This window comes from Chryseobacterium aquifrigidense, from assembly GCF_006716485.1.
Classification (GTDB): Bacteria; Bacteroidota; Bacteroidia; order Flavobacteriales; family Weeksellaceae; genus Chryseobacterium; species Chryseobacterium vietnamense.
The window spans coordinates 1,161,565-1,176,327 of record NZ_VFPD01000001.1; the positions used below are offsets into that span (position 1 = coordinate 1,161,565).

The following is a 14,763-nucleotide window of genomic DNA, read 5'->3' on the forward strand; positions in this document are numbered from 1 at the left end:
TTTTAAAAAATTATGTACTTACTAGGCTATGACATTGGCAGTTCTTCTGTGAAAGTGTGTCTCATTGAGGCGTCCAGCGGAAAAGTGATTGCTTCTGAATTTTCTCCCAAAAAAGAGATGAAAATCACTGCGATAAATCCCGGATGGGCAGAGCAAAATCCGGTAGACTGGTGGACCAATCTGAAGTTGGCACATGAAGCTGTTATGCATGAATCTGGGGTACATGCTGAAGATATTAAAGGAATCGGAATTACCTGGCAGATGCATGGTTTGATTCTGGTAGACAAAGATCAAAACCTTTTAAGACCATCAATTATCTGGTGTGACAGCCGTGCCGTGCCTTATGGTGAAAAAGCTTTCAAAACTATAGGAGAAGAGAAATGTCTTTCACATTTGTTGAACTCACCGGGAAATTTTACCGCATCAAAGCTTGCCTGGGTAAAAGAGAACGAACCTGAGATTTTTGAAAAGATAGATAAAATAATGCTTCCGGGAGACTATATTGCCATGAGGCTCTCCGGACAGATAGGAATAACCATTGAAGGGTTATCGGAAGGAATATTCTGGGATTTTAAAAACAACTGCATTTCGGAAGATATTATCAACCACTATGAGATCCCGAAAAGCTTTTTCCCGGAAATTGTACCCACTTTTGGCATCCAGGCCACGGTTTCAAGGGCAGCAGCTGAAGAATTAGGATTAAAAGAAGGTACTCCTATTTCATACAGAGCAGGAGATCAGCCCAACAATGCGCTTTCCCTGAATGTCTTTAATCCCGGAGAAATTGCCTCTACAGCAGGAACTTCAGGAGTGGTTTACGGAGTTCTGGACCAGCTGGAATATGATAAATTATCAAGGGTGAATACATTTGCCCATGTCAATTACACTCCGGAACAGATCAGACTGGGAGTTTTACTTTGTATCAACGGAACAGGAATTTTAAATTCATGGTTGAAACATAATTTCGCCACCTCACTTTCTTCGTATGGAGATATGAACGATATGGCTTCACTTTCGCCTATCGGTTCAAAAGGATTAAGCATTATTCCTTTTGGAAACGGAGCAGAAAGAGTGCTTGAAAATAAAGATACAAGCTGTTCCATTCACGGAATTAACTTCAATATCCATTCAAAAGGTGATATTCTTCGTGCAGCACAGGAAGGTATTGTATTCTCTTACGAATACGGAATGGATATTATGAGAAATATAGGCATGAACATCCAGGTGATCCGTGCCGGAAATGCCAATATGTTTTTAAGTTCGATTTTTCGCCAGTCGCTATCCAGTGTCAGCAACGCGGTGATTGAACTTTATGATACCGATGGAGCAGTAGGAGCAGCAAGAGCGGCAGGAATGGGAATAGGATTTTACTCAGATTCCAGAGAAGCATTTTCTTCACTTGAAAAAATAGCAGTGATAGAACCCGAACACGAAAAACAGGAACAATATTTAGAAGCCTATGGCAGATGGAAACATCATCTTAACGAAATAATCTAGGACAATTACCACAACATTTTTCATCCTCTTACTGACTTTTCTGAATCAGTGAGAAGGGAATCTCTACGCAAAAAATTAAAATAAATAAAAAATAATCAAATAAATATGAACACTTTAACAGGTACAAAAGAGTTTTTTACAGGTATTGAAAAAATTAAGTTTGAAGGGAAGGAAAGCAAGAACCCGTTGGCATTCCGCTATTATGATGCTGAAAAGATCGTGATGGGAAAACCTATGAAAGACTGGACAAGATTTGCGATGGCATGGTGGCATACCTTATGTGCCAACGGAAGCGATCCTTTCGGAGGACCTACCATTCACCATCCTTGGGATATCGGAAATGATCCGGTAACAAGAGCAATGCACAAAATGGATGCAGGCTTCGAATTCATGTCTAAAATGGGCTTCCAATATTACTGCTTCCATGATATTGATCTTGTAGACCCTGCCAGTAACTGGAAAGACTACGAGAAAAATATGCAGACTATTGTAGAATATGCAAAACAAAAGCAGCAGGAAACCGGAATTAAGCTTTTATGGGGAACAGCCAATGTTTTTACTCATGAAAGATACATGAACGGAGCTTCTACCAACCCGAATTTTGATGTTGTTGCCTGTGCAGGAACTCAGGTGAAAAATTCAATAGATGCAACCATAGCACTTGGAGGTGAAAACTATGTTTTCTGGGGAGGAAGAGAAGGCTATATGAGCCTTTTAAATACTGACATGAAGCGTGAAAAAGATCACCTTGCGCGTTTCCTTTCCATGTCAAGAGACTATGCACGTCAGCAAGGTTTTAAAGGAACTTTCCTGATTGAACCAAAGCCGATGGAGCCTACCAAACATCAGTATGACTATGATTCTGAAACCGTAATCGGGTTCCTGAGACATTACGGATTAGACAAAGACTTTAAATTGAATATCGAAGTAAACCATGCTACATTGGCTGGTCATACCTTCGAGCATGAACTTCAGGTTGCAGTAGATGCAGGACTTTTAGGAAGTATTGATGCCAACAGGGGAGATTATCAGAACGGTTGGGATACGGATCAGTTCCCGATCGATTACTACGATATGGTTCAGGCATGGCTGGTACTGCTTCCGGCAGGAGGTCTGGGAACCGGAGGAGTAAATTTTGATGCCAAAATCAGAAGAAATTCTATTGATGCTGAAGATTTATTCATTTCCCACATTTCAGGAATGGATGTTTTCGCAAAAGGTCTTCTTGCAGCAGCTGATATTCTTGAAAATTCAGATTACAAAAAGCTGAAAACAAACCGCTATGCTTCTTTTGATAACGGAAATGGAAAAGCATTTGAGGAAGGTTCACTTACATTGGAAGATCTTCAGAGAATTGCTCACGAAATCGGCGAACCACAGCCAAAAAGCGGAAAACAGGAATTGTTTGAAGCCATCGTGAATATGTATATATAATTAAAAATAAAAGGCTTATAAACACTAAGGATTTTTATACACAATAATTATTAAAGAGCCTTTTATTCAACAACTAATACTAAAATAATAATTATGAACCGATTTTATTTCAATAAAAGCAATAGAGCCGCATTATTCTTTGCAATGACTCTGTTGCCTTGCGGCATAGCATATTCACAGGTTAAGAAAGATACAGTAGCTAAAGAAAATAAAATAGATGAAGTTGTTGTGATAGGATATGGAACCCAGAGAAAAGAAGCTGTAACAGGTTCTGTAGCCACTGTAAAAGGAGATGCCCTGCGTGAAGTACCTTCTGCCAATATTACCCAGGCATTACAGGGAAGGACGGCAGGGGTAGATATCTCACAAACATCTACAAAACCGGGTGCTGCCATGCAGATCCGTATCAGGGGAACACGATCTCTGACAGGAGATAACAACCCGCTGATTGTACTGGATGGTATTCCTTTCGTGGGGTCGTTGGGAGACATAAGCTCAAGTGATATCAAAAGTATTGATATCCTTAAAGATGCTTCTGCGACAGCTATTTACGGATCCAGAGGAGCAAACGGTGTTATCCTTGTTACCACCAACAGAGGGGCAAAAGGGCAGAGACCTAAATTCAGCTATAACACCTTTACAGGAGTCCAGACCTTGTTTTCAAAATATCCGATGATGGATGGTCCTCAGTTTGCAAAGCTGCGTTCTTATGCGATTCCTGCAGGAAATACGACACCTTTGTATTCCAACGGGGCAGATGAAAATAACAGTGTCAATACAGACTGGCAGAGCCTGTTTTATAAGCCGGCGATGATGACCAGTCATGATATCGGGGTTTCAGGCGGAACAGAAGGCGGAAATTATAATGTAGGGTTATCCTATTTTAAACAAAATGCGTTAATCCCTATTCAGAGTTATGAAAGATTTGCCCTGAGAATGGCCATTGACCAGCAGGTAGGATCCATCTTTAAATTCGGTTTTACAACCAATACCAATTATTCCGTTTCGGAAGGAAACGGGGTAAACCCGGGAGCAGTTTTAGGATATTCTCCTATTGCTAATCCTTACAATGCGGACGGAACTCCGAAAAGAGTAATGAGTACAGCTGGCGGTATCGATCAGACATGGATTTATACAAGAGGAAGTCTGGGGAATCTGGGAGATAAATATATCGACGAGACCAAGGCCTTCGCATCCTATAACAATCTTTACGGGGAAGCCAGCCTTCCGATCAAAGGACTGAAATACAGATTAAATGTAGGGTTGGATTACCGTACTTCAAACAGTGGAAATTACTCCGGTGTAGGAGTCTTTAATACAAATCCTCTGGGTCCTTCCGCCGCCGGAAGAGGGAATAACCAGACCTACCACTGGGTGTTGGAAAACCTTTTAACCTATGACCGTACATTTGGTAAGCATAAAGTAAATGCTGTAGCACTTTATTCAGCAGAACAGAATAAGTATACAAGCTCATACATGAGTGCAAAGAATGTTCCTGCAGATTTTTTCCAGTATTATAACTTAGGACAGTCGCCTCAGGCTGATATTACCGTAAGACCCGAAGACCAGGTGTACTGGAAAACAGGCCTGCTTTCAGCAATGGGGAGAATCATGTATACGTATGATAACAGGTATATGCTTACAGCAACTCTTCGTGCGGACGGATCTTCAAGGCTTGCTCCGGGAAATAAATGGCATACCTATCCCGCATTATCACTCGGATGGAATGTTACCAATGAATCTTTCATGCAGAATATCAAAGCGATTAATCTCCTTAAATTCAGAGCCGGATGGGGACAGACTTCCAATCAGGCAGTGGATCCGTATTCTACGATGGGAAGATTTAACGTAGCTCCTTATAATTACGGAAGTGCAGGAAGTACAGGGATCTATGGAAATCAGCCGCCTAACCCAAGCCTGGGATGGGAATATTCAAAAACACAAAACTACGGAGTAGATTTCGGGATCTTTAATAACCGCCTTACGGGGAGTGTGGAGTATTACAAAACCCATACCTATGACCTGTTGACGCAGAAAAGTCTTCCGGCGACAAGCGGATGGTCTTCTATTGTATCCAACGTAGCAGAAACAGAAAATAAAGGAGTTGAAGTTTCTTTAAACGGAGTTATTTTTGATAATCCGGATGGATTTACCTGGGAAGCAGGAGTTAATTTCTATACCAATAAAAACAAAATTTTATCGCTTGCATCAGGAACAGAACGTGACATCAATAACTCATGGTTTGTAGGTCATAATATTAATTCATTGTATGATTATCAATATATCGGTCTTTGGCAGGCTGGAGATCCTTATCAGAATATTCTGGAACCGGGAACTGCTGCAGACGTTGTAGGATCTATCAAAGTTCTTTACACCGGAGGCTATAATGCTGACGGAACACCCGTAAGAGCAATTGGACCGGATGACAGACAGATTTTTGATACTGCTCCAAAATTCCAGGGAGGATTTAATATGCGTTTTGCCTACAAAAATTTTGAACTGAGCACAGTTGGAGCTTTCCAGCACGGAGGAATCCTGGTAAGTACTATTTACGGATCTGCAAGTTATCTTAACAGATTAACAGGAAGAGGGAATAACGTGGATGTAGATTATTGGACAGAAGACAATACAGGAGCTTACTTTCCTCGTCCGGGACGCCATCTGAGCGGTGACAATCCAAAATATTCTTCTACTTTGGCGATGTTTGATGCTTCTTATCTTAAGCTTCGTACCATTACCTTAGGCTATAATGTCAACAAAGATTTTTTAAAGGATCTGAAAATTACCAGCTTAAGAATTTACTTCACCGTAACCAATCCTGTTGTACTATTCTCACCTTATCATAAGTTCTCAGGAATGGATCCGGAACCCAACTCTTTCGGAAATGAAAACCAGGCAGTAAGCGGATATCAGAACCGCCAGCTTGTTATTGGAACCAACAACCCTTCTACAAGAAATTACTTAATGGGACTTAACTTAACCTTTTAAAACTGTATTGTCATGATAAATTTTAACAAAAAACTGCTGTTAGGAGCAATCTTTTTATCCTTAACATTTACAGGTTGTAATGAAATTCTTGATGAACAGCCAAGATCAATATATACAGCTGATTATTTTAATACACCGGATGGCGTTAATCAGGGATTTACAGCCTTATACAGGCAGATGAGGTTACTGTATGGCAATGGCTATTTTATGAGCAACTGTCAGAACGGAACCGATGAATCTACCTGGGCACAAAGTGCAGATGGTAACTTTAAAGAATTGGATATGTCCGGAAACGGTATCATCAATTCCAATACTTTTCCTACAAGTATGGTTTGGAACTCTGTGTTTCCATATATCAATACTGCCAACGGAATTATTGAAAAAGGACCAGGATTCGGAATTGCAGAATCTATGATTTCTGAAGCCCGTTTCTTTCGCGGATTCTACTATTTCATGCTGGTGCAGACCTACGGAGGAGTTCCATTGGATCTGGGAACAGGAGAGTTGAAATATAACACTTTACCTTCCACCTCTTCTGCAAGAAATACCGTGCCGGAAGTATATACAAAAACTGTTTTTGCTGACCTTAAAAAAGCAATAGAAAATCTGCCTGCCTCACCAAGGGTAACCGGAGGGGTGACCAAAAATGTAGCAAGACTGATGCTTGCCAAAGCTTATCTTACTTATGGATGGTGGCTGCAGAACCCCAACGGGATTCCAACTTATCCTGAAGCAGCAAGAACTGACCCGGACGGACACAATGCCCAGTGGTATTTCCAGCAGGCTTATGATATCGCAATGGAAGGAATCAATAATCCGGGACCTTACGCCCTTCAGCCTACCTTCTATGATGTCAATGTAGGTTCAAATGACAGGAATACCGAATCTATGTTGTATGCAGACCATACACAGTCAAGTACATATTATAATGAAAGTGATCCTGTGGGATTTGGTTCAGGCTGGGCTCCGGATAATTTTGCAGCATGGATGCAGACCTGGAACTATACTGCCATCAAAAGCAGTAAAACCACAGCATGGGCGGGAACAGATGTAGTAAGTGGTGTACAGCGTGAAGCCGCTCAGTCTCTGGGACGTCCGTGGGTTCGTATGTGTCCTACCCTGGGAGTTATTAAAAATACTTTCGCAGATAAAACCAATGATTCCCGTTATGATGGTACTTTTGTAACCACTTACAGAGGAAACTGGAACAAAAACGGAACGGGTCTTACAACAGTTCCTGTTCTTTATAATGCCAATAATTTACCTGTACAGCCGGGCGGAGCTATCTTAAGCTTCCTTAATGATGACAGCCAAACTCCTTCTTATCCTACAGGAGCCGGGCAAAGCGGAGTGGGAGCAGGAACTTTGTCAGGAAGAGCAGACTGGGTCATTGCACCGAACGGTATCAGCAGAATTGTATACCCTGGCTTATGGAAAATCGGAACTTACCGTACTGATGATCCCAACGGTTTAGGATATCCGAATGCAGGATTAACCCGTCCTTTCAGCGTTGCCAAATTCTCAGAATTCTATTTTATTGCCGCGGAAGCAGCCGTAAAAGGAGCTTCAGGAGCTATGACAGCCAGAGATCTTATCAATGTTATCCGTGCCCGTGCCGGAAAATGGAAATTCAATAATGCGCAAAATGCAGCTTACGTAGCAGATAACAGCGCCGCAATGACTGCCGCTACGCCATCTGTAATTACCATTGATTATATTCTTGCAGAAAGATCCCGTGAATATTACGGAGAATTCTACAGATGGTACGATCTTGTACGTACTCAGAAATGGGGAGATTATGCAGCGACTTATCAGATCGGAGGAGCTTCTTATGGAGATCATGCACCGCAAACGGTTACAAGAACGATAAAACCATTTCATTATCTGAGACCGATTCCTCAGAACCAGATCGATGCAATGGAAGTATCGGCCGATATTAAAGCAAAATATCAGAATCCGGGATACAATTAATTTCATTCTACATTCATATCAGTAACAGAGTAGGTGTGAAAGCACCTGCTTTGTTTATCTGAATTAAAATTTAAAACTATGGAAAAAACCTGGCGTTGGTTTGGCAAAAAAGACAAAATAGCACTCAGTACACTTCGTCAAATAGGAGTAGAAGGAATTGTTTCTGCTCTGCATGATATCCCCAACGGAGAAATCTGGAATTCAGAGGTCATTATTGATTATAAAAACTATATAGAAAGCCACGGACTTCGCTGGTCTGTTGTGGAAAGTCTTCCCGTAAGCGAAGCTATCAAATACGGAGGTGAAGACCGTGACTCTTTAATAGAAAATTATATCACAAGCCTTGAAAATTTGGGTAAAGCAGAAGTTACAACAGTTTGCTACAACTTTATGCCTGTTCTCGACTGGGCAAGGACCGATCTTTTTCACGAATGGGAAGACGGCTCATCATCACTTTATTTTGACAAAGCCAAGTTTGCGTACTTCGAAATTCATATCCTTCAAAGAGAAGGAGCAGAAAACGATTACAGTCCGGAAATCCTTCAAAAAGCAGAAGAATTAAAAAATACCTTAACGGAAAAAGATAATCATGATCTGATAGATTCTGTCATTGTAAAAACACAGGGATTCGTGAACGGAAATATCAAAGAAGGCGAATTGAATCCCGTAGAAAAGTTCAAAAGTTTATTGGCATTGTATGATGGTATAGATAAACATCAGCTTCGCCAGAACATGAAATATTTCCTCGAAAAAATAATGCCTGTCTGTGAAAAATGGAATATCCAGATGTGTGTACACCCTGATGATCCACCTTTTTCATTACTGGGCTTACCAAGAATAGTAACCAATGAAGAGGACATTGACTGGCTTCTGAAAGCTGTTGATAACTCTCACAACGGATTAACGTTCTGTGCAGGATCTCTAAGTGCCAACCTTCAGAATGATGTTCCAAAACTGGCAGAGAAATTTGCCCACAGAACCAAATTCGTTCATCTGAGAAGTACAAATGTCTTTGAAAGCGGTGATTTTATCGAGGCTCATCACCTGGGAGGAAGAGGAAAGCTTATTGAAGTAATCCGTGTATTCGAAAAAGAAAATCCTGATCTTCCGATGAGAATAGACCACGGAAGACTTTTAACAGAAGATGTTGACAAAGGTTATAATCCCGGCTATTCATTTTTAGGAAGAATGCTGGCATTAGGTCAGATCGAAGGAGTAATGGCTGCCATTCAGTCAGAATTACAGAAAAATTAATCTGCGTTTGTAATAAATAGTAAAAAGTAAAATGAAAGACCTGTTTAGTATTAAAAACAAAGTAGCAGTCATCACAGGGGCTTCGGGCGTTTTGGGAGGCAGCCTTGCCAAAAGTTTTATAGAAGCCGGCGCCAAAGTTGTGGCTCTGGGAAGAAACCAGGAAACACTGGACGCCCGTGTAAAAGAGCTTACAGATTTAGGAGGAGATGCACTCGCTGTAGAAGCCAATGTGGTGGATATTGAAAGCCTTGAAGCCGCTTCTGTGAAAATAAAAGAAAAGTATGGCAGCATTGATATTCTGCTCAATATAGCCGGTGGAAATATTCCGGCAGCCACTTTATCTCCCGAACAGTCATTTTTTGATATGGATATGAAGGGATGGGCTGAGGTTACCGATCTCAATATCAACGGAACCGTTTATCCCAGCTATGTTTTCGGAAAAGCAATGGCGGAACAGGGGAGTGGCAATATTATTAATATTTCTTCCATGGCTGCCTATTCAGCGATTACGAGAGTAGCCGGATATTCTGCAGCCAAATCGGCAATTACCAATTTTACCCAATGGCTGGCCTCTGACCTGGCTTTGAAATTTGGAGATAAGATACGGGTGAACGCCGTGGCACCAGGATTTTTCATTGGTGATCAGAACCGTGCTATTCTGTTGAATCCGGACGGAAGGTTAACCGAAAGAAGTAAAAAAGTAATGGCCAAAACACCCATGCAGAGATTTGGAGAAGTAGAAGAGCTGAATGGTGTTGTACAGTTTCTATGTTCGGATGCAGCAAGCTTTATCACAGGAGCATTGATTCCTGTTGACGGAGGTTTCAGCGCATTCAGTGGAGTATAAAAAACTAATTTCTTCATATATAAATTGGAACAGGACCTTAATGGTTTCATTCAAGGTCTTGTTTTTAAAATGTTCAACGTTTAACCACTTAAACTTTTTTAGAGCAGGCTTTATGCATAATCAACACTCCTAAGTTTTATGAAATCTCTGATTTTCATCTTATGTGAACTTTCTGCAGAATCATGGAAACTTTCTTAAGTAAGCTAAAGTGTTTTAAAATAACGCTTTGTGACTTTTGTGGTTTATAAAGTTTAAACAAGTTTAGAATTAACATCCAGGATTGTAAAGTAAATAATGAGTAATTCCACTAAAAATAAAGAAGTTTTCGGAGAATTGTTTCTGCTTGAATCAGCAAAGGCAGAGAATCTCTATTTCGGATATGCCAAAGATATGCCCGTGATCGATTATCACAATCATCTTGAACCGGATGTTATTTCGGCCAACCAAAACTTCCGTTCTCCAACTGCTATCTGGTTGGATGGTGACCATTACAAATGGAGAGCCATGAGAAATTTTGGTATTAATGAACAGTTTATTTCAGGAAATGCTTCCGATCACGAAAAATTCATGAAGTGGGCAGAAGTGGTGCCTTATACCCTTCGTAACCCGCTGTTTCACTGGACCCATCTGGAACTGAAAAACCCTTTTGGAATCAGTGAATATTTATCACCCAATAATGCAGATACTTTATATCATCAGATGAATGAAAGTCTGCAGACATCTGGCTTTTTACCACAATCCATCATTCAGAATTTTAAGGTACAAGCGTTGTGTACTACAGATGATCCTGCTGATGATCTGGTTCATCACAAAGCTTTAAAAAACAGTGGATTTAACACAGCTGTTCTTCCAGCTTTCCGCCCTGATTCCTATATTAATATTATTAATTCTGAACAATATCTTTCAGGAATTAAAAAGCTTGAAAAAGTCTGCGGATTTTCAATCACATCAGCCTCTGACCTGTTGAATGCACTTCAGTCCAGAATCAACTATTTTGTGGATGCAGGAGCAAAAGTGGCCGATCATGGCTTTGAATATTTCCCGGATACCACAAAATGGAATCATAGTCTTGAAAAAGAGTTTTCCGAATTTCTGAAAGGTAATCTCTCAACATTTTCCGATCCGGATGCATTATGCGGTTATTTGCTGAAAGAGCTTTGCAAAATGTATGCAGAAAAAGGATGGGTACAGCAGTTTCATGTAGGGGCAACCCGAAACAACAATTCAGAAATGTTCAGAAAAATAGGTGCCAATGCAGGATATGATGCCATTGGAGAACCCTATTATGCACAGAGACTGAGCGTTTTGCTGGATGCACTGAATACAGAAGGAAAACTGGCCAAAACAATTATATACAATTTGAACCCGGCATTTAACGAGGTTTTGGCAACTCTTGCCGGAAACTTCAATGAAGGAGGAATCAAATCCAAAGTACAGTTTGGAGCAGCCTGGTGGTTTCTTGATCAGCTTGACGGGATGACCAAGCAGATGAATACGCTTTCCAATATCGGTCTGATCAGCACTTTTGTCGGCATGTTGACTGATTCCCGAAGCCTGCTCTCATTCTCAAGACACGATTATTTTAGAAGACTTTTGTGCAATCTGTTCGGAAGTGAAATGGAAAGAGGCCTGCTGCCTGATGATGAAAAATGGGTAGGAAAGATCATCCAGGACATCTGCTATCACAATACAAAAAATTATTTTGAAATTTAATACTATGCAGGACTCGACGAAAATATTATGTTTCGGGGAACTGCTTCTCCACTTTGCCCCGGATTCCGAAGGAAACTGGCTCAATGAACAGTCTCTGAAGATGTATGTTGGCGGTGCTGAATACAATGTCGCGGCAGCACTTTCCCAGTGGAAGAATTCTGTGAAACTGTTATCAGCATTACCGGAGAATTTTGTAGGAAACCAGTTGGAATCTCAGCTTAAAAATAAAGGGATAGAAGTCCTTGCAGAAAAAAGTCAAGAGAGAATAGGAACATTTTATCTTTCTTCCGATGGAGATATGCAGAATGCGTCAGTGGTTTACGACCGCTTTCCGTCTGTTTTTACCCAATCGGATTTTGAAACTTTCAATGATGATAAAATATTTTCAGGAGTAAAATGGTTACATATCAGCACCATCACACCGGCTTTGAGTGACCATGCATTTCGCAAATGTTTACAGATCATGAAAGAAGCCAGAACCAGAAATATTACGGTTTCTCTTGATCTGAATTACAGAGCGTTGCTGTGGCAAAACCAGAATCCTTACAAAATTAAAGAGCTGATGCCTTTTGTCAATGTTCTCATGGGAAATATCTGGTCTGTAGAGCAGTTCCTGAATATTCCCGTTGAATATGAGCTTGACGGAAAATTTGATGATGAAAATCTTCTGAAACAGGCTGAAAAAACAGCATTGGAAATCCGTAAACAATTCCCGGCTGTGGAAAAAATTGCAAATACCTTCCGCTTTACAAACGGCGAACAGGTCAATTATTTTGCCACTTTGTTTGCTGATGAAGAGCTTTTGGTTTCAGAAAAATATAATTCAGATAAAATCGAAGAAAGGGTAGGAAGCGGTGATTCTTTTATGGCCGCTTTGATTCATGGAATTTTAAAAGGAAATCCTGATCAGCAGATCCTTGAGGATGCGACAAAAGTTGCTTTTAAAAAACTTTTTGTAAAGGGAGATACCATTGATGAAAGCATTAATATCGAAAAATTATGAGTGAAATACTACAAAAAATAAAAGACCAGAAAATCGTTCCGCTGTTTTACAACGAATCGTTTGAAGTCTCAAAAAATATCGTAAAAGCTTTATACGAAGCAGGAATCCGTGTGATAGAATATACCAATCGAGGTCAGCAGGCACTGGAAAATTTTACTAAGCTTAAAGAAATTTCCCGTAAAGAATTTCCCGGACTTCTGCTAGGAATCGGAACGGTAAAAAACATAAAAGAAATGGATGATTATGCTCATGCAAAAGCAGATTTCATCATTACACCGGTTATCAGTGAAGCATTGGTGAAACATTCGCTTGAAAGAAATATCCTTTTGATTCCGGGCTGTTTTACTCCTTCCGACATCAATATTGCCTATCAGAACGGTTTAAAACTCGTTAAAATATTCCCGGCTGATGCTTTAGGGAAGAAATACATCAAATCGGTACAGCCTGTTTTCCCGGGAATGAATTTCATGCCCACGGGAGGGATCGATGCGGAATTTGAAGATATTATGGAATGGCTCAATGGTGGTGCTGTAGCAGCAGGATTGGGAAGTTCCCTTATTGGAAAAGATTGTAATGAAGAAGAGCTTACTCTGAAAACAAAAAAATTACTACAACAACTTAATCATAACTAAATGCAGGCTCCTCACAACCGCAATATAAGATGGTGGATGCTGTCCCTTGTCTTTCTCGCCACTACGATCAATTACCTTGACCGTCAGGTAATGGGTTTACTGAAACCTGTACTGGAAAAGGAATTCAGCTGGGATGAAAAAGATTACAGCTATATCGTCATGGCCTTTACCACGACTTATGCCATCGGTTATATGGCGATGGGAAGGTTTATAGACAAGGTGGGAACCAAAATCGGGTATGCGGTTTCTCTTATTGTATGGAGTCTTGCTTCTATAGGACATGGTTTTGTGAAAAGTACCATCGGGTTTATCATTGCGAGAAGTACTTTGGGAATTAGTGAAGCGGGAAACTTTCCTGCCGCGATCAAATCAGTGGCCGAGTGGTTTCCTAAAAAAGAAAGAGCGCTGGCAACCGGAATTTTTAACTCAGGAGCAACTGTGGGAGCTATTTTAGCGCCGCTATTGGTTCCTTTCATACTCGGACATTACGGCTGGAGACAGACTTTTGTGTGGATTGGAGCTTTGGGCATGATTTGGATTATCCTTTGGTGGAAATTCTATGCCGTACCGGAAAAAACAAAAAATCTAAGCAAGGAAGAACTGCAATACATTAAAAGTGATCAGGCTGAAAAAGCAGAAGAAAAAACGAAAATCCCTTTATCTGAATTACTCAAATATAAAGTAACATGGTCATTTGCCATCGGTAAAATGTTAACCGATCCTATCTGGTATTTCTTCATGTTCTGGCTGCCGGCCTATTTCTCGGATGTCTTCAAAATGGATTTAACAAAACCATCGCTTCCATTGATTATTATTTATAGCGGAACTACGATCGGAAGTATCGGCGGAGGCTATCTTTCATCATTTCTGATCAAAAAAGGTTGGGCCATCGGAAGAGCCAGAAGTATTACGATGTTACTGTTTGCTTTGATGGTCGTTCCGGTCATGTTCTCAAAGTATGTAGATAATATGTGGATGATCACAATCATCATTGCCTTTGCAACAGCCGCGCATCAAGGTTGGGGAGCCAATCTTATGACGACGGTCGGAGATCAGTTGCCTAACAATTATGTCAGTTCTGTCATTGGTTTTGGCGGAATGCTAGGCTCAGCAGCAGGAATAATTTTTCCACTTTTTATAGGAATCGTTCTTGATGCCTTTAAAAAATCAGGAAATATCAACGGAGGCTACAATATTATATTTTTCATAGCCGGAATATCCTATGTTACAGCCTGGGGATTGATTAAAATAATCAACCGGAAGAAAACCGTTTAAAATATATAAGATCGGTAAACGATTATAATGATAAATATGAATGCCATTTGCTGAGTGTAACGCCCTTGCGAACCTTATCAAGGAAGTAGTTAAAAAATTTGCGGACTCAGCGTTAAAAAAAATAACACCCATAAAAAAAAATACATTTT

At 40.4% G+C, this 14,763-nt stretch carries 10 protein-coding genes; all 10 read left to right on the forward strand.

The genetic code is table 11. The features are described from left to right. Positions 1-12 precede the first annotated feature (12 nt). Positions 13-1,497, forward strand: coding sequence for a xylulokinase (locus FB551_RS05160; protein ID WP_047430950.1), 1,485 nt, complete (start codon positions 13-15; stop codon positions 1,495-1,497). Between the two features lie 105 nt (positions 1,498-1,602). Further along, positions 1,603-2,931, forward strand: coding sequence for a xylose isomerase (xylA, locus tag FB551_RS05165; protein WP_142015670.1), 1,329 nt, complete (start codon positions 1,603-1,605; stop codon positions 2,929-2,931). Positions 2,932-3,024: 93 nt separating this feature from the next. Beyond that, positions 3,025-5,919, forward strand: coding sequence for a SusC/RagA family TonB-linked outer membrane protein (locus FB551_RS05170; protein ID WP_142015673.1), 2,895 nt, complete (start codon positions 3,025-3,027; stop codon positions 5,917-5,919). Positions 5,920-5,931: 12 nt separating this feature from the next. Next, positions 5,932-7,890 (forward strand): RagB/SusD family nutrient uptake outer membrane protein, encoded by a 1,959-nt coding sequence (locus FB551_RS05175; RefSeq protein ID WP_047430941.1) that lies wholly within the window; start codon positions 5,932-5,934, stop codon positions 7,888-7,890. 78 nt (positions 7,891-7,968) lie between these two features. After that, complete coding sequence (gene uxuA, locus FB551_RS05180) at positions 7,969-9,144, forward strand: mannonate dehydratase (RefSeq protein WP_142015676.1); 1,176 nt, start codon at positions 7,969-7,971, stop codon at positions 9,142-9,144. Between the two features lie 31 nt (positions 9,145-9,175). Next, the gene (locus FB551_RS05185) at positions 9,176-9,991 is read left to right on the forward strand and encodes an SDR family oxidoreductase (RefSeq protein WP_142015679.1); all 816 of its coding nucleotides are present in this window, start codon (positions 9,176-9,178) and stop codon (positions 9,989-9,991) included. 294 nt (positions 9,992-10,285) lie between these two features. Beyond that, positions 10,286-11,704 carry a glucuronate isomerase gene (gene uxaC, locus FB551_RS05190; protein WP_142015683.1) on the forward strand — a complete coding sequence of 473 codons (1,419 nt, stop codon included), beginning with the start codon at positions 10,286-10,288 and terminating at the stop codon, positions 11,702-11,704. Continuing rightward, the gene (locus tag FB551_RS05195) at positions 11,694-12,707 is read left to right on the forward strand and encodes a sugar kinase (RefSeq protein ID WP_226798622.1); all 1,014 of its coding nucleotides are present in this window, start codon (positions 11,694-11,696) and stop codon (positions 12,705-12,707) included. Before uxaC ends, FB551_RS05195 begins: the two co-directional genes overlap by 11 nt. Next, the gene (locus tag FB551_RS05200; protein ID WP_142015686.1) at positions 12,704-13,339 is read left to right on the forward strand and encodes a bifunctional 4-hydroxy-2-oxoglutarate aldolase/2-dehydro-3-deoxy-phosphogluconate aldolase; all 636 of its coding nucleotides are present in this window, start codon (positions 12,704-12,706) and stop codon (positions 13,337-13,339) included. The genes FB551_RS05195 and FB551_RS05200 overlap by 4 nt, the downstream gene beginning before the upstream one ends. Continuing rightward, positions 13,340-14,614 (forward strand): MFS transporter, encoded by a 1,275-nt coding sequence (locus tag FB551_RS05205; protein ID WP_142015688.1) that lies wholly within the window; start codon positions 13,340-13,342, stop codon positions 14,612-14,614. Positions 14,615-14,763 lie beyond the last annotated feature (149 nt).